The organism is Kosakonia sacchari SP1, from assembly GCF_000300455.3.
GTDB classification, from domain to species: Bacteria; Pseudomonadota; Gammaproteobacteria; order Enterobacterales; family Enterobacteriaceae; genus Kosakonia; species Kosakonia sacchari.
The window spans coordinates 3,607,876-3,630,600 of record NZ_CP007215.2 but is presented as its reverse complement, the minus strand read 5'-3'; the positions used below and the strand labels follow the sequence as shown (position 1 = coordinate 3,630,600).

The 22,725-nt window shown below is 49.1% G+C and carries 22 protein-coding genes, 1 tRNA gene and 1 pseudogene; 14 read left to right on the top strand and 10 right to left on the bottom strand.

The genetic code is table 11. The features are described 5' to 3' along the window. The first annotated feature begins 378 nt into the window (after positions 1-378). The 6 genes from fimA to sfmF all read left to right on the top strand — a co-directional run bounded on the left by fimA (position 379) and on the right by sfmF (position 6,416). Positions 379-924, top strand: a complete 546-nt coding sequence (gene fimA, locus C813_RS40210) for a type 1 fimbrial major subunit FimA (RefSeq protein WP_017455717.1) — start codon at positions 379-381, stop codon at positions 922-924. A 69-nt stretch (positions 925-993) separates the two neighbouring features. Then, a complete protein-coding gene (fimI, locus tag C813_RS40205; RefSeq protein WP_025263705.1) occupies positions 994-1,530 on the top strand; it encodes a type 1 fimbrial protein subunit FimI in 537 nt (178 codons plus the stop codon). 46 nt (positions 1,531-1,576) lie between these two features. Beyond that, positions 1,577-2,269 (top strand): type 1 fimbria chaperone FimC, encoded by a 693-nt coding sequence (gene fimC, locus C813_RS40200; protein ID WP_017455719.1) that lies wholly within the window; start codon positions 1,577-1,579, stop codon positions 2,267-2,269. A gap of 24 nt (positions 2,270-2,293) precedes the next feature. Next, a complete protein-coding gene (locus tag C813_RS40195) occupies positions 2,294-4,879 on the top strand; it encodes a fimbrial biogenesis usher protein (protein ID WP_017455720.1) in 2,586 nt (861 codons plus the stop codon). Positions 4,880-4,883: 4 nt separating this feature from the next. Beyond that, the gene (gene fimH / locus C813_RS40190) at positions 4,884-5,888 is read left to right on the top strand and encodes a type 1 fimbria D-mannose specific adhesin FimH (protein WP_017455721.1); all 1,005 of its coding nucleotides are present in this window, start codon (positions 4,884-4,886) and stop codon (positions 5,886-5,888) included. Positions 5,889-5,897: 9 nt separating this feature from the next. Further along, a complete protein-coding gene (gene sfmF, locus C813_RS40185; protein WP_017455722.1) occupies positions 5,898-6,416 on the top strand; it encodes a fimbria assembly protein in 519 nt (172 codons plus the stop codon). Positions 6,417-6,461: 45 nt separating this feature from the next. On the opposite strand, the gene fimZ is transcribed toward sfmF, so the two are convergent. The 3 genes from fimZ to C813_RS40170 form a co-directional block, all read right to left on the bottom strand. Further along, the gene (fimZ, locus tag C813_RS40180; protein WP_017455723.1) at positions 6,462-7,094 is read right to left on the bottom strand and encodes a fimbria biosynthesis transcriptional regulator FimZ; all 633 of its coding nucleotides are present in this window, start codon (positions 7,092-7,094) and stop codon (positions 6,462-6,464) included. A 604-nt stretch (positions 7,095-7,698) separates the two neighbouring features. Next, positions 7,699-8,484 carry a fimbria biosynthesis regulator FimY gene (fimY, locus tag C813_RS40175; protein ID WP_238593064.1) on the bottom strand — a complete coding sequence of 262 codons (786 nt, stop codon included), beginning with the start codon at positions 8,482-8,484 and terminating at the stop codon, positions 7,699-7,701. Between the two features lie 96 nt (positions 8,485-8,580). Beyond that, positions 8,581-9,054, bottom strand: a complete 474-nt coding sequence (locus C813_RS40170) for a hypothetical protein (protein ID WP_025263703.1) — start codon at positions 9,052-9,054, stop codon at positions 8,581-8,583. 275 nt (positions 9,055-9,329) lie between these two features. Here C813_RS40170 and C813_RS40165 point away from each other — a divergent pair. Further along, positions 9,330-9,406 (top strand) — tRNA-Arg (locus C813_RS40165). Positions 9,407-9,421: 15 nt separating this feature from the next. Here the strand turns inward: C813_RS40165 and C813_RS47570 are convergent. From C813_RS47570 to C813_RS40150, 5 genes and pseudogenes are all read right to left on the bottom strand, one after another. Next, positions 9,422-9,661: pseudogene (locus C813_RS47570) on the bottom strand (integrase); the annotation flags it as partial. A 202-nt stretch (positions 9,662-9,863) separates the two neighbouring features. Next, on the bottom strand, positions 9,864-10,094 hold the full coding sequence (locus C813_RS40160; protein WP_017455727.1) for a hypothetical protein: 231 nt from the start codon (positions 10,092-10,094) through the stop codon (positions 9,864-9,866). A 511-nt stretch (positions 10,095-10,605) separates the two neighbouring features. Then, positions 10,606-10,932, bottom strand: coding sequence for an anti-adapter protein IraP (gene iraP, locus C813_RS40155; protein WP_017455729.1), 327 nt, complete (start codon positions 10,930-10,932; stop codon positions 10,606-10,608). Positions 10,933-11,473: 541 nt separating this feature from the next. Then, positions 11,474-11,644, bottom strand: a complete 171-nt coding sequence (locus C813_RS47565) for a YnfU family zinc-binding protein (RefSeq protein ID WP_216848957.1) — start codon at positions 11,642-11,644, stop codon at positions 11,474-11,476. Positions 11,645-11,915: 271 nt separating this feature from the next. Next, entirely contained in the window at positions 11,916-12,383 is a 468-nt protein-coding gene (locus C813_RS40150; RefSeq protein ID WP_017455730.1) for an Hsp20 family protein, read from the bottom strand. 929 nt (positions 12,384-13,312) lie between these two features. Here C813_RS40150 and C813_RS40145 point away from each other — a divergent pair. From C813_RS40145 to C813_RS40125, 5 genes are all read left to right on the top strand, one after another. Further along, the gene (locus tag C813_RS40145) at positions 13,313-13,537 is read left to right on the top strand and encodes a hypothetical protein (RefSeq protein WP_017455732.1); all 225 of its coding nucleotides are present in this window, start codon (positions 13,313-13,315) and stop codon (positions 13,535-13,537) included. Between the two features lie 517 nt (positions 13,538-14,054). Continuing rightward, positions 14,055-16,199 (top strand): methylmalonyl-CoA mutase, encoded by a 2,145-nt coding sequence (gene scpA / locus C813_RS40140; RefSeq protein ID WP_017455733.1) that lies wholly within the window; start codon positions 14,055-14,057, stop codon positions 16,197-16,199. After that, the gene (gene meaB / locus C813_RS40135) at positions 16,192-17,190 is read left to right on the top strand and encodes a methylmalonyl Co-A mutase-associated GTPase MeaB (RefSeq protein ID WP_017455734.1); all 999 of its coding nucleotides are present in this window, start codon (positions 16,192-16,194) and stop codon (positions 17,188-17,190) included. The genes scpA and meaB overlap by 8 nt, the downstream gene beginning before the upstream one ends. Before the next feature lie 12 nt (positions 17,191-17,202). Beyond that, positions 17,203-17,988, top strand: coding sequence for a methylmalonyl-CoA decarboxylase (gene scpB, locus C813_RS40130; protein WP_017455735.1), 786 nt, complete (start codon positions 17,203-17,205; stop codon positions 17,986-17,988). A gap of 15 nt (positions 17,989-18,003) precedes the next feature. Then, positions 18,004-19,482 (top strand): succinate CoA transferase, encoded by a 1,479-nt coding sequence (locus tag C813_RS40125; protein ID WP_017455736.1) that lies wholly within the window; start codon positions 18,004-18,006, stop codon positions 19,480-19,482. Here the strand turns inward: C813_RS40125 and srsR are convergent. Together srsR and C813_RS40115 are read right to left on the bottom strand one after the other, a co-directional pair. Further along, a complete protein-coding gene (gene srsR / locus C813_RS40120; RefSeq protein WP_017455737.1) occupies positions 19,453-20,382 on the bottom strand; it encodes a LysR family transcriptional regulator SrsR in 930 nt (309 codons plus the stop codon). The two genes, C813_RS40125 and srsR, sit on opposite strands and share 30 nt — an antisense overlap. 166 nt (positions 20,383-20,548) lie before the next feature. Further along, positions 20,549-21,226, bottom strand: coding sequence for a hypothetical protein (locus tag C813_RS40115; protein ID WP_017455738.1), 678 nt, complete (start codon positions 21,224-21,226; stop codon positions 20,549-20,551). Positions 21,227-21,433: 207 nt separating this feature from the next. On the opposite strand from C813_RS40115, the gene C813_RS40110 reads away from it, so the two are divergent. Together C813_RS40110 and C813_RS46530 are read left to right on the top strand one after the other, a co-directional pair. Beyond that, positions 21,434-21,859 carry a GNAT family N-acetyltransferase gene (locus C813_RS40110; RefSeq protein ID WP_017455739.1) on the top strand — a complete coding sequence of 142 codons (426 nt, stop codon included), beginning with the start codon at positions 21,434-21,436 and terminating at the stop codon, positions 21,857-21,859. Positions 21,860-22,140: 281 nt separating this feature from the next. Next, positions 22,141-22,677 carry a FlhC family transcriptional regulator gene (locus tag C813_RS46530; RefSeq protein WP_083200638.1) on the top strand — a complete coding sequence of 179 codons (537 nt, stop codon included), beginning with the start codon at positions 22,141-22,143 and terminating at the stop codon, positions 22,675-22,677. Positions 22,678-22,725: the final 48 nt, after the last annotated feature.

Below are 22,725 nucleotides of genomic sequence, written 5' to 3'. Positions count from 1 at the left end.
TCAACAATTCATCACCCCTAAGAAACGCCGGTATTAAGCCACCGTTACAGGCATTTACGGCTATTTCTTATCCGATTGATAAATAAAAGCCAGGCCTTTTCCTAAGCGCTAATAAGAACAGACCTGGCGTAATGACAGTATTGGCGAATATTTTAATTTTTACGCAATCCCTATTGTTATGTTGTGGCTAGTTGTTCTGTCCACAGAGAAAAATATCGGGTGTTTTCCCAGGGGAGAAATGGGAAGCGAATAAGTTGTTCCCGATGCGTTATATCTTCACAGGAAAAGGTTCTTTCATCTGGTATTTAGCGTAAGCAAGTCTCAAACGGTTTTCGGCAGGATGTCGGAATCGCAACTCTTTATTTCAAGGAAAATAGTATGAATATGAAATTAATGACTAGTTCTGTTGCTGCAGGATTGATGCTGATGGCGGGAGCCGTACACGCAGACACCGTAAGCGGCGGTAATGTGCATTTTGAAGGGGAACTGGTGAATGCAGCTTGCGCTGTCAGCACCGCTTCCGCCGATCAGACCGTGACGCTGGGGCAATATCGCACCGCCTCCTTCACGGGCGTAGGGGCTACCAGCGGATCGGTACCGTTCAACATTGTGCTAAATGATTGCGATCCAAATATCTTCCCGACGGCTTCCGTCGCGTTTTCGGGTCAGGCCGATGCCACCGATAATACGCTGCTGGCGGTCACCTCCGGTGACAACAGCACAACGGCAAGCGGGGTGGGGATCGAAATCCTTGATAACGCCTCTAAAACGCTGAGCCCGGACGGCGCGAGCTTCTCCACCGCACAGGATCTGCTTGCAGGCACCAACACCTTGCATTTCTCCGCACGTTATAAGGCCACCAGCGCGACCGCGACACCAGGGCAGGCAAATGCGGATGCGACGTTCATCATGAATTACCAGTAACCCATTACTTTCAGGGATGACGTGGCCTCAGGGATGAGGCGCTTAATAGTGTAATGCGAGAAATTACCCATGATGAGGACAGGTCTCACGCAGGCATTCATGTTGTGCATGATGCCTTTGCTGGCAAAGGCGGCAGTCGTTGACGGTGGACGCGTTCACCTGCGCGGATCGCTGGTCAATGGCGCATGTGCGGTTGCGCCAGACAGTGAAGATTTACATGTGCAGATGGGGCAACACCGTACTGATGCATTTTCCGGCATCGGCAGTTTCTCTCCCATAAGCACAGGGTTTGCACTGCGTTTAACGGCGTGTGATGCGGATGTATCCCGCTATGTCGGCGTGGTGTTTTCCGGGCAAACGCCGCCGGAAGATCCGCAAGTTTTTGTCGCACACAGTACGGGAGGAGAAGGGGCTGAAGGCATTGGGCTGGCGCTGTTTGATCAACAGCAACGGCAAATTATACCCAACAGTATGCCTCATGCTTATTCCCCGCTGGTTGCCGATGAAATCACGCTGCATTTTTCCGCGCGCTACCGAGCTATTACGGAACGTATTACGCCAGGACACTTGCGTTCAGATGTCTGGTTTACCCTGGTCTACCCCTGATGTATTTCTTGCGACCATCATAATATTCTGAAGAGTTATTTTCGCTATGAACATTTTTTTTAAACCAGGTTGGCTTGTCAGCTTTTTATTATCCATCACGCTGCCGGTAAACGCCGCAGGTGGAATAGCACTTGGCGCAACCCGGGTTATTTATTCTGCCGAGGATAAACAGACCTCGCTTTCTATTTCTAATAGCGATAAGAAAGCCCGTTTTCTGGTGAATTCATGGGTGGAAAATAACCATGGAGAAAAAGAAAAAACGTTTGTCGTAACCCCACCGCTTTTTGTTAGCGAGCCGGAAAGTGAAAACACGCTACGTATTATTTACGCCGGGCAACCGTTACCCGACGACCGTGAATCTCTGTTCTGGTTGAGCGTAAAAGCGATTCCATCGGTGAACAAAGAGAGTGCCACGGACAAAAACGTGCTGCAGTTGGCTGTCCTCTCACGCATTAAGCTGTTTGTTCGGCCGAAAAGTCTATCCGGGCTAACAGACGATGCGCCTGCGAAACTGCAGTTTTCGCGTCTCGATAAACACCTGAACATCACTAACCCCTCCGCGTATTACATCACTTTGGTGAATGTTCATATCGGCAAACAGAGGCTCGACAATGTCATGGTCGCGCCCAAAGGCCGCGCGCAATTACTTATTCCTCCCAATGTTCAGGGCGGAGTGACTTTCCAGACGGTGAATGATTACGGCGCGCTGACGCCGGTGAAAACTATTGGTCTGCCATAACACGGACAAATGACAGGGATGCTTATGAATAAGCGCACGTCTCCTTCAGCTTACTCGCGGCTGGCGTTGTCGGTGCTGGCAGTGTTGCACCCGGCAATGAGCCGTGCAGAGAACTACTTCAACCCGGCGTTTTTATCAGAGGACGCCGCTGCCGTTGCCGATTTGTCGCGCTTTGAAAAAGGTAACCAGCCTCCGGGCGTTTATCGGGTGGATATCTGGCGCGACGGTGAATTTATCGCCACCCAGGATCTGCGTTTCGCTATTGCCCCGCACGGGGCGACGCCCGCTTCCGGCGGTCTGATGCCATGCTTCACTCCCGATTTGCTCAAGCGGTTGGGCGTAAATATCCGCGCTTTTCCGGCGCTGCTCACCGACAAGGGCGAAACCTGTATCGATATCACAACCGCCATACCTGGTGCTGAAGCTGATTTTGATTTCTCAGCAATGCGGCTGAATATTGGCTTACCCCAGGCTTCAATGCTGAACAGCGCACGCGGTTATATTCCCGCAGAGGAGTGGGACGATGGCATTACCGCTGCGTTGCTTAACTATAGCTTTACGGGTAGCCACAGCCCCGGCAGCAATAACGGTTTTCTGAGCTTACAAAGCGGGCTGAATTATGGTGCATGGCGGTTACGTAATAACAGCGCCTGGCGTTACAGCAGTGACGGGAAGGAGCATATCCGCAGCTGGAGGACCATCGGAAGCTGGTTGCAACGTTCCATTATCCCGCTGAAAAGCGAGCTGGTGATAGGCGACAGTAATACCGGCAGCGACGTTTTTGATAGCCTCGGTTTTCGCGGGGTGCGCCTTTACTCTGCCGACAATATGTTTCCCGATAGCCTGCAAGGTTACGCGCCAACCGTACGCGGTATTGCGCGTACGCCTGCCAAATTAACCATCCGCCAGAACGGGTATGTCATTTATCAGAGTTATGTCTCGGCGGGCGCTTTTGTTATTTCCGATCTGAACCCAACCTCATCCAGTGGCGATCTTGACGTTACCGTGGATGAAAAAGATGGCAGTCAACAACGTTATACGGTGCCGTATTCGACGGTGCCGATCCTGCAACGTGAAGGGCGCTTTAAATATGACCTCGTGGCCGGGAATTTTCGCAGCGGCAACGATCAACAATCTTCCCCATCTTTTGTTCAGGGCAGCGTGATCGGCGGCCTGGCGGGTGGTTACACCGCCTATGGCGGAACTCAACTGGCGAAGCGCTATAACGCATTTGTGATGGGCGCAGGCAAAAACCTTGGTGGCTGGGGGGCGATATCGTTCGATTTTACCCAGGCTCGCAGTGAACTGGCGGATGGCAGCACACATCAGGGGCAATCGTTACGCTTTTTGTATGCCAAATCACTCAACCAGTACGGTACCAACTTTCAACTGCTCGGGTATCGCTATTCGACGCGTGGTTTTTACACGCTGAGTGATGTCGCCTATCGCCGCATGGAGGGTTATGAGTATGAAGACCAGGACGAGGGGGAAGGGGGGCGGCGGCCAAAACCGGTGCTCGTTAGCTACCACAACCTCAACAACAACCGAAAAGGGCGCTTTCAGGTCAATATCTCGCAAAACCTGGGGGATTACGGCTCGTTGTATATTTCCGGCAGCCAGCAAACTTACTGGAACAACGTGAAGCCCAGCAGTTGGTATCAAATCGGTTACGCCAGCGGCTGGCGGGGGATGAGCTATTCGCTTACCTGGTCGTGGAGCCGCTCACCCGGCATCAATAATACGGATCGTATTATTGCGTTGAATCTTTCCGTGCCATTTAGCGCTCTTAGTGGGCAGCGCTACAGCCGGGGAAGCGCGCTGGATCGCACTTATGCCAACCTTAACGCCAGCCGCAACAGCAACGGGCAAAACAGCTGGCAGAGCGGGGTTGGCGGCACACTATTGGAAGGACGCAACCTCAGTTACACCGTAAGCCAGGGGCACAGCAGCACAAATGGTTACAGCGGCAGTGCCAATGCCAACTGGCAGGCTGGCTGGGGCACGCTCGGCCTTGGTTACAACTACGATCCCTACCAGCACGAATATAATTGGCAACTTGGCGGGGGCGTGGTCGCGCACGCAGACGGGGTGACCTTTAGCCAGCCGCTTGGCGATACCAACGTACTTATCAAAGCGCCGGGCGCGCAGGGCGTGCGGGTCGAAAATCAGACCGGGGTGCAAACCGACTGGCGAGGCTACGCCATCGTCCCTTATGCCTCGGTTTATCGTTACAACCGCATTGCGCTTGATACCAACACGATGGATAACCACACCGATGTGCAAAACAGCGTCAGTAGTGTCGTGCCGACGCAGGGTGCACTGGTCCGCGCCAGCTTTGACACCCGAATTGGCGTCCGCGCACTGATTACGCTGATGCGCGGCGATCGCCCGGTGCCGTTTGGTTCGGTGGTGCGTGAAACCGGAAGCGGCGTGACCGGCATGGTGGGCGAGGACGGACAGGCTTATTTAAGCGGCTTGCCATTGCTGGGGGAACTACTGGTGCAGTGGGGAGACGGCACGCAGTCACGCTGCCTGGCACGCTACGCCTTACCGCAAGCCAGCCTGCAACAGGCCGTGGTGGTGACTAGCGCCCGTTGTGAACAAGGATGATTTTATGAACAGATTTGATGCACTGCTTTGTGGTTTGTTGTTACTGGCAGCGATGTCGGCGCAGGCCACGATTTGTGTGAACGCGAAAGGCATACCGACAGATATCTATTATGACCTGTCGAACCTGTTTACCAGCGGGAATAACCATGTTGGAGAGGTGGTGACGTTACCGGAAAAAGCTGGCTGGGTTGGCGTCCAGGCTATCTGTCCTGCTGGTACCAAAGTGAATTATACCTACCGAAGCTATATCTCTGATATGCCGATAAATACCACTGACGGTGGTTACAAGTACCTGAAGTTAAATGATTATCTGGAAGGGGCGATGAGCATCACAGATGATTACGCCGGCATCTTTTTCCCGCCGAGGAATTTCATTCGCATGGGAACACATCCTAACGTACCCAATCAGAAGCCTTTTGGCGTAATGGACTCGAAACTTATTTTTAAACTTAGAGTGCTGCGGCCGTTTATCAATATGGTGCCGATCCCGCGCCAAACCATGTTTAGGGTGTATGTCACCAGTACGGACACCGATGCGCTCGCGGTCCCGGTCTATACCATTAGCTACAGCGGCAAAGTGGAAGTGCCGCAAAGCTGCAAACTCAATGCAGGCCAGGTCGTTGAATTTGAGTTTGATAAAATTGGCGCCGCGCTCTTTAGTCAGGCCGGGCCAGGAAATCGCCCGAACGGTGTTGATCCGCAAATAAAAACCGTAGCAATAGAGTGCACGAATGTTGACGCTCAGGCCTATCTTTCGATGCGTCTGGAAGCGGAAAAAGTCAGTGGGCAGGTGATGGTTTCTGATAATCCCGACGTGGGGTTTGTCGTCGCTGACCGTGAGGGGAACCCGCTTACACCCAACATGTTGGGTAGCAAAATTCCTTTCCAGCTTGATGACAACGCTTCTGCGCGTGTTGATATCAGTGCGTGGCCGGTGAGTGCCACAGGCTTTAAACCCGCCGAGGGTGATTTTGTGGCGCGGGGCTATTTGCGCGTTGATTATGATTAAGGAGCCATGATGTTTATCAAACCGCGCCATGTCATGCTCGTTGGGTGCTGGCTGAGCCCGTTTGCGACCGCCGATACGCCGCTTGGGGAAATTAACATTCAGCTACGCGCGACGGTGGTGGACTTTACGTGTTATGTCGAGACGGCTGACAGCGACAAAATGGTGCAATTAGGCCGTTGGCCCACTAAGCAGTTGCAAAATGCCGGTAACACCACGCCCCCGGTGCGTTTTAGCTTACGATTAGCCGGGTGCCCACCGGGTAGCGCGTCGCTCACATTTTCGGGCAGAGCCGCCAGCAACCCGGCACTCCTGGCGTTAAAAGATAGCGTGATGGCGCAGAAAGTGGCTGTTGAGCTGCGCGACAGAGATCGCACGCCGTTAGCGCTGGAGACAGCCAGCCAGGAGATAGCCGTGGACAGCAATGGCAATGCAACGCTGCAGTTCTACGCAAATTACATTGCGCTGGCAGATGATCCTGCGCCCGGCATAGCAAATGCCGACGCGACTTTCGCGATTAATTACTATTAACTTATTTCAAAAAATATGCCCGGGAATTTTTTCGGGCATATATCGCTAGAGCAGTTCGTGTGATTTGGCATAATCAATCAACTCGACGATGGTATGCACACCGAGTTTCGAAAAAATATTCGATTTATGAGCGCTGATCGTCTTGTTGCTTAATAAAAGTTGTTCCGCAATCTCTTTGTTTGATAATCCATTGGCCAGATAGCGCAATACAGTGACTTCTCTATTAGAAAGCGGCATATCCCGCTGCTCCCCTTTCTTTTTGCCCGGTTGGTTTATATAACTCAGTGTCTCTGATGGGAAGAAGGAGTACCCGGCAAGAATCATCTTTACGGCGTTATAAATATCGTTGAGTTCTTTCCTCTTACTGACAAAACCATTCGCGCCAGCGCGAATGGCGCGTGCTGCATAGAATGATTCAGATTTTGATGATAAAAAAAGCACGTTGACATCCTCTCGTAATGCTTTGATTCTTCTCAGTAAAGTAAAGCCATCTGTTTTAGGAAGTTCAATATCCAGAATAACCAGATCAACGGGCAGTGTACGGATATAATCAAGCGCTGCGCGGCTATCATCCGTTTTTAGTACCACTTTTACATTCTGGTTTTTCTCTAAAAGCACCTCTATCGACATCCTGACAATAGGATATTCGTCCATAATGATAACGGAAGCCGGTTTCATTTTTTTGCCTCAGTTTGTTTTTTTATGCCACGCCTATGCGTAAGTGCGAAAGACGTCGAAAGGTCTAATGTAACTTCAAATATTCTATGAGGAAGAATAATCCCCTGGGAAAATCGATAGCATCCTTACTCGCTAAGTTATTTCTACCCGTCACCTACGCATGTGGGGAATATCAATTACGTGCTAATACAGAGAGATATCGTAATTATTAATAAGTCGCTGTAATTATACCTGGGAAGTTCTGGCAGAAAAGCGTTAAGAGTTCATAAAGGCTATTTCTAAATATGAAGTTCTGGGAGTAATAATTGGTGGTCGAATATTTGGCACGAAAGTTTACTGATTTTGTTAAATGTGGTTTTTTACGCCATTTTTAATGGTTAAAACAATGTAATTATTTGATTGTTTGCTTATTGTTAATAGCTGTTGTCGCAATTTCATTGCTATAAATCCGGATAACAACGTGCGCGTTGGGTGGAATCTGAGTGGATTTTAAAAAAAGGGACAATGCCAGGAATAGTTGTAATTGTTGGTTTTATGTAAAAAACATACCCGGCATCAAAACTTGACTAAGTAATTTCTTAGTCGAGAAGGATAGCAACGCCTGTTATCCCCAATAGTGATTCGCATCAATCGTTAAGCGATGCAGTAAATGAAGCAAACTTTGACGATCGGGCAACCCAAGTTGCCTTAGTCGCGTGTTGAGGCGATAAACAATGCGATGGTAAGGGAGATTGAGTAGGTGAGCGATATGTTTCATCGTTTTTCCTTGCGCCAGCGCGGTGAACATCTGCCACTCTACCGGCGGGAATTTGCGTGAAACATCCACGGGCGAGGCTGGAGTCAGCAGTGCCTGCCTGAATGGCGTGACGGGGAGCTCCCGTTTTAATACGCGAAAGGGGCCCGCAGCGCGCAGGAAATTGAACAGTGGCGTGTCGCTTTTTGTCGCTAACAGATAGATATGAAGTTTGCGATTATGCAAAGCAAGCTGTCGCAGGGTTTCCAGGGCGCTAAAACGGGATGTGAGCAAGCTTTCCATATCCACGATCAGATGTGAGAGATGCGGCTCTGCGAACCGATGATGTGCTAAATCGAGCGATGAAAATACGGCGTTGCGTTTGCCGGAGAAGAGGCCCCTGTTCCACGCATAACTGAGAAAGCAATCGGTTGAAATCAATATCTGGTTGATGATGCATTCAGGCAGGGCGAAACTGAGCTGCTGAGTAAGATATTCCAGCCTGTCAAACACTGGTGGCGGATATTCCCGATAAGGTAAAACCCGGTGATCGGGTCTGTGACGGCGATTTTTTTCCCGGCGGATGAAAGTTCGCATTTTCCCTCGCAAACGTATTTCACTTTTCCTGACAGAAAAGTGTTGGCCAAAAAAAACCATGCGCAAACTGTGCGCCCGGATGTTGTGTTGTAACGGGTTGTGGGGCTGTTTCGCGCCATTGAATGGATGACATGCGGGCAAATTGACGGTCCTGATTCATGCCTGGTTTGAGAATATCGAACGTATAAAGGCGCTGCCAGGTTGTCGTTTTATCAACCAGTAAACCGGATGTAGGGCAGTCTGTATTAACAAAAGCTTCTGGCGCCTCCCGGGGGGATCATCTGGATAAAACGCGGCGGCAGACGTGAAAAATAACTGCCAGTTCAGCGGGCTAACCGCTAAATCAGGGCGATATAACATTGGGATGTCCATAAACGAGATGGTGTAAGGCTGAGAATTAAGCGGCAGATTAGGCAAGCATTGGTCCGTTGATTCCGGCAATGTTACATTTCGCGTCTGGTCGTGTAATAACCGCAGCGCAAACGACCAGGAATCATGTTTAACGCTGTTTCCGGTCGCGAGAATGGTCGGCTGACGGTTAAGCACACCATCATTATTATCGCGCTGTTTAATCGGTTCTGATTTACATTGATAACCCCAGGCTTTTTTTTGTTTCGCTCTATTTGTCACGTATAGGCTCCATTACATTAGTTAATGGAAACATTTTGACCTTCATAAGTCAGTGGATATAGGCGCGAATACTTAAAGAAACATGGGACTTTTCCCAGGAAGCGATCAGGATAAGTATAAAAACCAGGTCTTTTCGGGCATAAATGGGATAGGTGTTGCGAAAACGTGCTGCGTCGTTCACTAAGCAAGCAACCAGCGGAAAATACATTGACTCACCAGTCGCTGACCGTATAATTCCAGGCGTTTCCACCTCAACGGTGGAGTATCCACGTAATGCGCCCTTAGCTCAGCTGGATAGAGCAACGGCCTTCTAAGCCGTAGGTCACAGGTTCGAACCCTGTAGGGCGTACCATTACGAATCAAATATTTACGCCAGTTTTAGTTCAGCCTGATTTCCTCCTTGTGTCGTATTTGTGTCGTTAGCACCCACAATGCTATCAATCTTCCGTGCGTATTCCGTTAGGTAATTCGGTGCCTGGGGAGTCTATCAACGCACCATTTCTGTACTTTCCCATCCTTTCGTTTTTCGAAGAATAGATAACGGCCCCCCGGACTGTATTAACCCGTTCGTCCATATGTCTAAGGTATCGAACTGGAAATGCTTGATGGCGTTCAGACTTCTATGCGCGACTATCGCGGACGTTTATTTCAGAACTGTCGGGTGAGTGAAACATCAGGCCTTTTCCTTGCCTTTGGGTGCGCGCGCCCACATTTCAGACCATAACAACCGCGACAACACAGCAATGAAGAAAGTGGAGAAGAAATGATGATGATTTCCCCTCCACTTCAGGACCACGCCTGGAGAGAGGTTAAATCTTTGTTCCTACAATTCTTGAGGCAATAGCTTTCGCCGCTTCAAGCTTTGCTTTCCCAGCTTCAGAATGCGTGCCAGATTCAAATGCTTTGAAGTTAAGCTCAATGTTCTCTACGGCTTTATCGATGAACACTTGCGGCAACTCTGAGCAAATGGACTGAAAAATGATTTCATACGCTAAAGCACGACACTGCAGGTCATTAATCGCGTCTTCTACTGGCTTCATAACCTCTCCTTAAAAAAATACTGTGGTGCTCACCGACAAACAAGAAATGTTCTGTCGCGAATATCGGTGTGATGTGAATATTTAATATCGTTCAGTTAGGCAAATAAAACCAGTGGCGCCACGGTCAAACCGGATCGGGATAACATCAGGACGGCGTATCAGCCTGGATTGATGTCAGACGGTAAGATTGCATCACCATCAACATGTTCGAACTTTCCAGCGCAGACATGATGAGCCTGCTCTATGGGATGATTTCACTCTCCGCGAGCGAATCGAAACATCAGCCATCAATTCACTGATCGCAAGGGATCAATGCAACCAACTGATAGAGTAGCTTCGCTGCAGGGTGGCAATGAAAAAGCGGGTCATACGCAGGCTTTATGCATTGTTGCTGGTCCTGTCGTGCAGTGGGTTCATGACAAACGTTTGGGTAAAGAGATGCCACTGTATCCGCGCAAATAAAAGGCCGGATGTTTATCTTTCCAGCCTTATGATTAATAACCGCATTGCGTCAAATTTTATCGGACGCGCCCTTTAACGCTTCTATATCAATTTCAGCGTCGTTTGTTTCAAGCAACTGAGTTAATTGAATAAGATTGTTAAATTCATTCATAAGTAGTTCTGCATCTGATTTCAGCGGAATATCAGCCGCATCAAGCGCTGCGTTAATCGCTTTTTTTACATTATCAAGCATTTCATTCATGCCACCGTTTTTGCCAAGTGTCAGCATCAACGCCCCGATAAGTAAAGACTGAGCTTCCACTTTGGCTGCAAGTAGCTTGGCTTCCGCATCCATTTTCGAGATTTTTGCAATCACACCGAGTATTAAGTTTTTCATAAGTGCCCCTGTTATTAGCCGCATCACCCCTGAATATATTATGGTCGAGATTTCTATAATGAAGGATGAAATAGTTTTGTGGTGGTTATACATCCTTTCAGTATCAGACTGGACAAGTTCATAGGTTAATTATTTGATATTTATAAATTTATTGTTAATGAGCAGAGTGCGCCCGACAACCACAGCCGTTCGCCAGCCACTGATATGGGTTATTACGGCTGGAGGCGCACCATTAAAAGCACATTCTATGTGTCTTAAAATGAGCGAGATGTTTGCGATCGGTGCCGACTGGTGAGTTTTCGGTGTCAGCTTGTGAGCTACACCGTTGATGAAGGTAACGACTGAACGGTTGCTGAAGTGTTAGGCCAGTTCTGCGGCGTTACCCAGGCAATCCTTCTTCGCATGCTGATCAACGGTTACTTAAGAACAATTATGCTGGCGTGATTCAGACCGAAATATTTGCCGTGGCTTTCATTGTCAGGAACGCCCAGCTCGATAACCGGCCCTGATATTTCGACCGGTTTCTCAACATAGCTCGGTTTTAAGCGAAAGCGGCTTTGTCCTGATGGAAGATTTTACTGCAGTGCGGGCACATTAACGCGGCGCCTTTCTGGACTCGGGAGAAGCTATGTTCTGACTGTTGTGAACAGTGAGGGCAGGTGCATTTGGTGAGGAAGTTGCGATTGTTTTTTGAGTCTTTGCGTTGTGGCATAGAGTATTTCCTGATAAATGGCCTGCAACCATACACTATCCCTGAGCATTTTGCCCGTAATCCTTTTGCACAGCGCCAGAATCGTGCGGCTTTTTCATTTTGCCGCTTGATGATGGGGGCGTCACAGTAATGAACTACAGCTACGTCCAACTGGTTACACATTCTGCGAAAAGCATCTCTTCGCGTTTATACGTGTCGGCAAGGCAGCGTACCAGGAACAGGATAAGAAAAAGGCCCGCATGCGCGGGCCTTAGATGAAGACGAAAAGCTATCAAGCCTGATGTTCAATGGCTTTTTGCGTATTTTCAATGGCAATCTTACGCGGTTTTTCGCTCTCGGGAATTTCCTGATAAATGGACACCAGCAATATGCCATTTTCAAGTTTTGCGTTGCTCACTTTTGTATGTTCCGGAAGTGAAAAGCTCAGACGGAAATCCGCGCGGCGAATACCTTTGTATATCCAGCCCTGCTCATCATGGGTTTCATTTTCTGCGCGTTTACCGGATACATTTAGTACCCCGCCGACGGTCTCGATTTCGAGTTCGTCTTCTTTCCAGCCGGGGACGCTTACGTGGAGCTGATAATTGCTTGCATCGACTTTTTTCAGGTCATAAGCCGGTAATGATGCCACCGGTGAGTCACCAGTTAACTGGCTGAAAAGCCGGTCGATACGATTAAAACGGTCAGCAAAAACAGAGTCAGTAAAACCGGGGAGTGCTGACAAGGTTTTGAGTGCCATAACTTAACCTCCTGAATAATCAATTCAAAAGTTCAACTTAAAGGCAAGCTTTGCTTGTCCGCTTATATAAATAATTCCTTTAACACATTTTTCAAGACCACAAATAAAAAAATTTTGCCTGCATCGAAGTGGCGAACTGCCTGGTTGAGTGCACATGAAATAGCTGCTGGTATGCAGGAAATAACGGGCCTGTAATATGAAGGGAAAAGAAGCTGTTATTGCAAACGTACCTCTGCCGCACGGCTTTTTACATGGGCCGCAGCGTGAGTCGTTCGGGAGGATATAACGTATTTCATTTAAGTGGAAAGGGGAATGAACATCGAAAAGAAAAGACCCTCAGGAATAGGAAATCCGGGCTGCTCCTGAGGGATGCAAATGCATATTCGTTACGTTTGTTAGTTTGCTAATTATTACTTTACTGGCAATGAGATTATTCTCATTTGTAATCGATTTCTGATAGGTATGGGCTCTCTATGTAATTGGTTTAATTAATGGTTTTTGAACTGGCAGAGCGACAGAAAGTAACTATAGTTAACGCGCTATCATCGTTAACCCTATTTTCCCTGGTGATGTTCTTCTACCGCTCTGTCCGAGCGGTTTTTTTTGCCAGGGTTTTAGCTATCGCTCAGTGTCATAAATGTTTCTTCTTAACCGGCATAAAGAGCAAATGGACAACCTGCACAATCACCGGCGTTGTAATCGCACTCTTTATCCTCATTTTTTTGCTGCCACTCGACAGGTATCTTTCACTAAGCTCACTGAACATCCTATCTCCCGCCCGATAATTCCTTTTAACGCGCGTCTACTGTTTATTTCAAATACTCGCCATAACGTCGTTTTACGAGGCGACTCGCAATGCGTTTACATTTTCATCCTCTTGCTCAACTGTGTATGCTTGGTCTTTGCTGGTAAACCCGAAGGAGAAGGTAATGTTAGAAGGGTATTTTGATCTTGATGGGGCGACAGGGGATGAGGCGGTAGAAAACAGAAAGCGCTTGTTAGCTGTACAGGCAGCGCTGGAAATTTCAAAAGCGGCGGTTTCTGCAACCACGGCCAACGCGGGCATTCGTAGCCAGATGGATTTACGTAACGTCTCGCAAGAAGTTGCCACCCTCGCCGATGCGATTCAGGATGCGTTAGAATCTGATCTGTAACCATACCGCCTGAGGGCGGTTTTTTTGTTTCCTTCGGATTTCATTTCCCATGACTCATTACAACTGCCGGGACAGGTTTGAACATCCCTGACACTTACTGACGCTTTCTCTCTCAGTATGTTGGCTGTTAACTCTCTCTTGAAAGGTATAGGCATGATGGGAAAAAAGTTAAGCGTAGCCTGGTTTTTTCTTCTTTTAACGTTCGCCTCTACTGCCAGTTCGGCGACTCCGTCTTTCCCGCAACTTTCCGGGCAAAATCACTATATACGGCACGTCGCTGGAGATATTGCAGAAAATCCTGATGATCATGTACAGGAAACGACTGAACGGTTCTTTTTCCATAAATATTAAATAAGCGACGTGCTCATACTATTAATTATCGCGTGATAAAAAATCAGAATATAACCTGCGGCAAAAAATGAATTGTCGCAGGTCTTTTTTTGCTGGCGACAACATTGATAGTGGAAATTACTATTTCTGCCCAGTGAGTTATTGATTTGGAATAACGGAGATATGTATGGCTACAATGACTGACTGGCAAAATGTCGCGAATAAAGAGCTCAGTCGCAAGGGAAAAAGCGTTGAATCGCTGGTCAAACTGACGCCAGAAGGCATTGCGATTAAGCCTTTATATACTCCTGACGATCTGAGCGCACTGGAAAACACCGGCACGCTACCGGGGTTTCCGCCTTATACGCGCGGGCCGCGCGCCACAATGTATACCGCTCAACCGTGGACGATACGCCAGTACGCCGGGTTTTCAACCGCCAGGGAGTCGAACGCGTTTTACCGACGAAATCTCGCCGCAGGACAAAAAGGGCTTTCCGTTGCGTTTGACTTACCAACCCATCGGGGATACGACTCGGATAACCCGCGCGTAGCGGGCGATGTAGGAAAAGCGGGGGTCGCTATTGATACCGTGGAAGATATGAAAATACTCTTCAACAATATTCCGCTGGATAAAATGTCGGTATCGATGACGATGAATGGTGCGGTTTTACCTATCATGGCGTTTTATATTGTTGCAGCGGAAGAGCAGGGCGTTTTTCCTGAAAAATTAGCTGGTACGATTCAGAATGATATTTTAAAAGAGTATCTCTGCCGCAATACCTATATTTACCCACCTAAGCCATCGATGCGGATTATTGCCGATATAATCGCCTGGTGCTCCGCCAATATGCCGCAATTTAATACGATTAGCATCAGCGGTTACCATATGGGGGAGGCGGGGGCTAACTGTATTCAACAAGTCGCGTTTACCCTTGCGGACGGCATTGAATATATAAAAGCCGCGCTCTCCGCAGGCCTGAAAATTGATGACTTCGCCCCGCGTCTCTCTTTCTTCTTCGGTATAGGCATGGATCTGTTTATGAATGTCGCTATGCTGCGTGCCGCCCGCTATTTATGGAGTGAAGCTGTGAGTGGGTTTGGCGCGACCAATCCGAAATCGCTGGCGCTGCGCACTCATTGTCAGACATCCGGCTGGAGCCTGACGGAACAGGATCCCTACAACAATATTGTTCGCACCACTATTGAAGCACTGGCGGCTACGCTTGGCGGTACCCAATCTCTGCACACCAATGCGTTTGATGAAGCGCTGGGGCTACCAACGGATTTTTCGGCGCGAATTGCGCGTAACACGCAAATTATCTTGCAGGAAGAGGCGGAGATTTGCCGTACCGTCGATCCGCTCGGAGGCTCCTATTATGTCGAATCTCTGACCGATCAAATCATAAAAGAGGCGCGGGCAATTATCCGCCAGATCGATGATGCCGGAGGGATGGCGAAGGCTATCGAATCTGGGTTGCCAAAACGCATGATTGAAGAGGCTTCCGCGCGCGAGCAATCGCTTATCGACCAGGGTAAACGCACCATTGTCGGTGTTAATAAATTCAAGCTCGATAAAGAAACGGTAACGCCGGTACTGGAAATCGACAATGTGAAGGTGCGTAACGAGCAAATCGCCGCACTTGAAAAGATCCGCGCTACGCGTGATTCCGCTGCCGTTCACGATGCGTTGTCCGCGCTGACCCATGCCGCCCAACACAACGAAAATCTGCTTGCTGCGGCGATTCAGGCCGCACGATTGCGTGCGACGCTTGGCGAGATATCCAGTGCGCTGGAAGTAGCGTTTGACCGCTACCTGGTCCCCAGCCAATGCGTTACGGGGGTGATCACGCAAAGCTATCAGCAGGACAGTAAAGCGGCGGCTGAATTCGACGCCATCATTACACAAACGCAACATTTTCTGGCTGAGCATGGCCGTCGTCCGCGCATTTTGATTGCGAAAATGGGGCAGGATGGGCACGACAGGGGGGCAAAAGTCATTGCCAGTGCTTATTCCGATGTAGGTTTTGATGTCGATCTCAGCCCTATGTTTTCTACACCGCAAGAGATTGCCCGGCTGGCCGTGGAAAATGATGTGCACGTGGTTGGCGCATCGTCGCTGGCAGCAGGTCATAAGACGCTGATTCCTGAATTGATTAACGAATTAAGGAAATATGGCCGTGAGGATATTTGTGTCATTGCCGGCGGTGTGATCCCGCCACAGGATTACGACTTCCTGCGTGAACATGGTGTGGCAGCCATTTACGGCCCTGGTACACCGATGCTGGAAAGCGTACGCGATGTACTGGAGCGGATTAGTCAGCGCCATGATTAATGAACAAACCCTTGATGAATGTGTTCGGCGGTTGCGCGCGAGCGATCGCGTCGCGCTCGCACAGGCTATGACGCTGGTGGAAAGCCAGCTTTCACGGCATCAGAGGCTGAGCCAACACTTGCTGGACATGATTATGCCTGAGACGGGTAAGGCAATACGCATTGGTATCACCGGGACACCCGGTGCCGGGAAAAGTACCTTTCTTAATACCTTTGGCATGATGCTCGTTGACTTTGGCAAACGGGTGGCGGTTATTGCGGTCGATCCTAGTAGCCCACTCAGCGGCGGCAGTTTGCTGGGTGATAAAACCCGCATGACGGAACTGGCCAGAGCCGACGCGGCATTTATTAGGCCGGTGCCTTCCGGCGGTGCTACAGGCGGTATCAGTCCGCACGTCTGTGAATTGATACTGCTGTGCGAAGCCGCTAATTACGATGTGGTGATAGTGGAAACGGTGGGAGTTGGTCAGTCTGAAACGGCGGTCGCAAGCATTGTCGATTGCTTCGTTTCACTGCAAATCGCCGGTGGTGGCGATGAGTTGCAGGGCATCAAAAAAGGCATCATGGAAATGGCCGATATCATTGTTATCAACAAAGATGATGGCGACAACCGCGCGGCAGTCGCCATTGCCCGGCAAATTTACGACAGTGCGCTTGCTATCGTTCATCACAAATATCCGCAGTGGCGACCCGCAGTGTTGAGCTGTAGCGCACTGGAAAAGCGAGGCATAGAGGATGTCTGGCAGGCAATTGTTCATTTTTACGATGTGATGACAAAAAGTGGTCATCTCCCATTATTGCGTCAGCAGCAGACGGTGACGTGGCTACGAAAACAGGTGGAAGAAGAGGCGATGCGCCAGCTTTATGCCCACCGCGCTTTCCGTGAAGATTTTAACCAAACGCTTGATGAGGTGAAAAATAATCAACAAGCGCCGCGCACGGGCTTACAGCACATCCGTGAATACCTTCAGCATCACTATTTTGCACAGTAAAAAGGAATTGATATGTCGTACGAGTATGTGGTTGTAACCATTATTCAAAAAGTGGCTGTTATCGAATTTAATTACGCACGCAAACTTAACGCGCTTAGCAAGGTGTTTATTGATGATTTGATGCGGGCGCTGGAGGATCTTAACAAACCGGAGATCCGTTGCGTGATCCTGCGTGCGTCACACGGCGCGAAAGTCTTCTCCGCCGGACATGATATCCACGAGTTACCCTCGGGGCGGCGCGATCCTCTCTCTTATGACGACCCGCTACGGCAGATCACGCGCATGATCCAAAAATACCCGAAGCCGGTGATCTCCATGGTGGAAGGAAGCGTCTGGGGAGGGGCGTTTGAGATGATCATGAGTTCCGATCTCATTATTGCCGCCAGTTCTTCAACCTTCTCTATGACGCCCGTTAATCTCGGTGTTCCTTATAACCTGGTCGGTATCCATAACCTGACGCGCGACGCCGGGTTCCATATCGTTAAAGAGCTGATTTTCACTGCGGCACCCATCACGGCGCAGCGGGCGCGGGAAGTTGGCATTTTGAACCATGTTGTCGACGCCAGCGAGCTGGAAGATTTCACCTTGCAGATGGCGCATCAGATCTCGGAGAAAGCACCGCTTGCCATCGCGGTAATTAAAGAAGAGCTACGCGTGCTTGGCGAAGCACATACCATGAATTCGGACGAGTTTGAACGTATTCAGGGTATGCGTCGCGCCGTTTATGACAGCCGGGATTATCAGGAAGGAATGAGCGCGTTTATGGAAAAACGTAAGCCAAATTTTCTTGGGCGCTGATTAACGGAGACGATAATGAAACAACCCTGGCCCCGGATGAGCGCCGACGAAGCGGCAGAAATCATCCAGCACGATGAGATGGTGGCTTTTAGCGGTTTTACTGCAGCAGGTTCGCCCAAAGCGCTTCCCGCCGCCATCGCACGTCGGGCACGGGAGCTACATCTACTGCAGCAACCTTTTCAAATCCGTTTGCTGACCGGTGCGTCCATTAGCGCGGCGGCTGATGATGCGTTATCGGAGGCGGACGCGGTCAGTTGGCGCGCGCCGTATCAGTCCGCAACGGGAATGCGACAAAAAATCAACCAGGGGCAGATTAAGTTTGTTGATCTGCATTTGAGCGAAGTTGCGCAGATGGTGAATTACGGTTTTTTTGGCGATATTGATATCGCGGTGATCGAAGCCTCTGCGTTGACATCCGATGGCAAAGTATGGCTTTCCAGCGGGATTGGCAACGCGCCGACCTGGCTTAGAAAAGCGAAAAAAATCATTATTGAGCTTAATCACTACCACAGCCCGCGGGTGGCTGAACTCGCCGATATCGCCACGCCCGGCGCGCCGCCGTATCGCCACAGTGTTGCTATTTTTAGCGCGTTGGACAGGATTGGCCTGCACTATGTTCAGGTGGAACCCAAAAAGATTGTGGCGGTGGTGGATACTGAATTACCCGATGCCGGTAACGTGCTGGATGGCGCAAAACCTGTCTGCCAGCAAATTGCCGACAACGTGGTGACGTTTCTGCTGCAAGAAATGGCGCAGGGGCGTATCCCGCGCGAGTTTCTTCCGTTACAAAGCGGCGTGGGCAATATCAATAATGCCGTGATGGCGCGGCTCGGAGAAAGCCCCGACATCCCGGCATTCATGATGTACTCCGAAGTGTTGCAGGAGTCGGTAGCGCATTTACTTGTCGCAGGAAAAATCCTCGGTGTCAGCGCATCCAGCCTGACCGTTTCAGACAAGACGCTGCGTAACATTTACGACAACATGGATTTTTTCGCCGGGCGTATCGTTTTGCGACCACAGGAGATTTCCAATAACCCGGAAATTATCCGCCGCCTTGGAGTCATAGCGCTGAATGTTGGGCTGGAATTTGATATTTACGGGCACGCCAATTCAACGCACGTCGCGGGCGCTAACCTGATGAACGGGATTGGTGGCAGCGGAGACTTTGAGCGTAATGCTTATTTGTCGATATTCATGGCGCCTTCGATTGCCAAAGAGGGAAAAATTTCTTCCATTGTGCCGATGTGCAGTCACGTTGATCACAGCGAGCATAGCGTCAAAGTGATCATTACGGAGCAGGGCATCGCCGATCTGCGCGGGTTGTCGCCAATTGAGCGCGCCCGCACCATTATTGATAATTGCGCACACCCACTCTATCGGGATTACCTTCATCGCTATCTGGAAACGGCTCCAGGCGGGCATCTTCATCACGATCTTAGTCGCGTATTCGAATTGCACACGAATTTACTGAACACAGGATCGATGCTCGGCTAAATTGCACGAATCGTCGCGATCGTCATTAATACACTGACAGACTTCGGCGGTGTGCCGATGGTTTTTCAACGAATACAGGTATTCCTGCATATACATCGGTCCGTTTGGCGCATCGAAATATCGCAGTGTAGTGGGGTTAACCAGATGCCAGGCGAAATAAGGGATCACGGTAAGAAACTGCCCGCGTTCCACCGCGCTGATTTTCGCCATAAAACTGTAGGCTCTGTAGATAACGGTTGGGTGGATCCCGCAAGGGCGCATGTGAGAATCGAGCATGGCTTCAAAATTCGCGCGGTTCTGAAAACGCATCTGCAACCACGGGAGTTCACGCAGCAACTCCTGCGGCTGTTTTTGCTCATAGCGTCGGGAAACTAAAAATCCCAGACGCAGCGGAGGCAACTCGGTGGCAGTGAGGTTCTCCAGACCCAGAACACGTGGGGAAACCTGCTGGGGAGAAATAATAAAATCAAGCTGATGGCCAAGCAGGTCGTCAATCACGCCGTTGTCACTGAATTCGATGGCCTGCGTGCTGATATTGTCATATTTATCCCCCAGGCTTAGCAGTTGATCGAAAATGATGGTCGGATAGGTGTTGTCGACGCCAATAACGATTTTGTGTGAGCGCAGGGCGGAAGAGTGAAGCTCATTTTCAATTGCTGATAAGCGCTCATAAACCGGGAAAAGTTTCTGATAAAGCTCCTGCCCGGCTTTATTCAAACGGATACTGTTATCTTTGCGGGTAAAGAGCGGATAACCAATCTGCTCTTCCAGCGAGACAATACTTTTGCCAAACGGCGACGCGGTCATGTGTATTTTTTCTGCCGCTCTGGCAATGCTTTTCGTCTGCGCCAGTAAAATGAAGTTGCGCATTCTTTTGGAAATAAAAATAGAGTTGCTCATCTGAAAATCCCTCTCTGACTCAATAACCGATACGTATGGCCATCCGTGCAATCATTAGCATGCTATTTATTGCTGCCAGCAATGGTATAGCACTGCTGTCTGGCACGAACCAGAGGCATCAATGCAGAGTGGAAGAAAAGCCGCAGTTATTTGCGGCTTTTTCAGATTATTTCTTCAGCAGTCGTGGCAACTGGTTTTCCAGTTCAAGCAGACACGCATCCATCATTTTCTGCGTTTCTTGCGTCACTTTTTGGTAATTATTCGCCCGCCAGTCGGCCAGCGGCGCGGTTTTCACCGCTGGTGCACATTCTGCTCTCACAAAAGCGCTCAGCACATTGCCATCTTCTGCGCGTTTATAGAACAGCACGCGGTAGGCCAGATCATAATTACTGTTTCCCGCAGACATATCTGTGTAGACCAGCGACCACTGCGCTGCTGCGATATACAGCGGCTGTTTGTAGACATAATTACCACCCTGTTTATCGAGCCATTCGCGAATTTTCACTTCAGCTTTTGGGCTTAAATAGCGCAATGTCGGTTCCGGCATGGAATCTATCGCGTTGCCTTTATAGTTATTTTTATCAAAGGCATCGCCACTGCCTGCTCCGCCGCCAAGTGCTGCGCTGAGTAACGAAAGCCCCATGCCGGTGCCAGCATGGGCGGGGCTCACTTCACGCAGTTTCACATCCGGGTAGCGATTGTTATTCATTTCAAGCGGGCTAAAAATGGTGGCAACTTCAAGTGTTGTACCGTTGGTGGCTTTTACCGGGTGCGTACTGGTTCCCGCACATCCTGCCAGCAGGGCTACAGAGAGTACGCTGAGCGCTAATGCTTTAATTTTCACTTTTTTTCCTTCTTTTTTCCGTTTACAACGTTTAATCCAGCGGACCGGTTCTGTTAGTGAATACGCCGGGGGCCTGACTTGAGCAAAAAGTGGTTAGCTAAGATAACGGCATGATTTAAATAAGCTTTAGCGGGGATTTAGCACTGAATTTTCATCTTTATTGGTGCAAATCAAGGAATCTATGATTGCTTTCGTGTGGAGAAAGGCATGGCAAATTATGTGGTTAGCGTTTCAGATCAGGCAGTCGCGGCCAATTTTTTTCCGGTGGAACAGGGCCTGAACGCCTTTAATGATGAGATCACCGGTATCAGCGATCGTAAGCCTTTGAGTGTACTGGTTAAAGATGCTAATACCGGTGAAGTCATTGGCGGGATGATTGGCCGTACTTCTCTGGGGCTGCTGTTTATTGATCTGGTTTATCTTCCACCAGTGCTTCGTGGACAACGTCTTGGCGAAACGCTACTGCGGCAGTTCGAAGAGGAAGGGCGAAAGCGCGGCTGTATCTCCGGTTTCCTTTACACCATCAGTTTCCAGGCCCCGGAATTCTATAAAAAGAATGGTTGGCAAGAGTTTGGTCGTATCGATTGCCTGCCTGAGGGAACCAGCCGGATTTTTTTGCGCAAACAGCTTTAAAAGGCTCAGGGGAGCCGCCTTTCGGTCATCACGGGCATTCGCCGAATGCCTGTACAATAACCCTCTCATCCATACAGGTTTGTACAAACTCTACTCGTTTGTTCCGCTTTAAGTCTATTTATTAAGAAAACATTAGTTTGCATTTTATTTAAGTATTGTTTTTGGGATACGGGTAACAAATTTTTATTAAGTATCATTTAAATGTTTGTGGCAAACTTTCATGTAAAATGTATTATTGATTATGGGTGCTACAGTAAATTCTTATATTCTTTTGTGAAGCAATGAATAAATCTTATATTTCTGAACTGCAAAAGATGTCTCTGGTATTATTTTTAGCGAACAGGGGCGTCTGCAATATATTCGCTGATAATGAAGGGGATAAGCATAGTTACAGCAGCTCTCCTTTCACGAAAGCGTGGTTTTTGGATCATACTCACCGGATACACGTCCGTCATTTTGGCCGGATATGGCGGTTACTAAAAAAGCATGACACGGAGGCGACAAGCCGCACAGTCCTTGAAGCTTACTCGCTCTATGTCAGTGATTGTCTGCTGGAGTTGCAGTCTGCTCCGGTGTTGACGCTGGTTCAGGGCTGGGTGTTAATCGAGGCTTATGAGAAGTGTCTGGCCTGTAGTGATGGATGCGAACCTGCATGCTGTTTTGGCGAGCAATCCGCGCCTTCTTTGCTGGAAAAATATATATATCAGTTGTGTTTCGAACCTGGTTTACAATTAGAATCCGGTTTATTAAGGCAAGCCTGTTTAGTGAGTCGGAATAATTTTTATTTATTAAATAAAACGCAACAGCTTAGTGATTAATTCTGGATGGCCTTTATATAGATAAAGGATTTAAATTCAACATTCTTT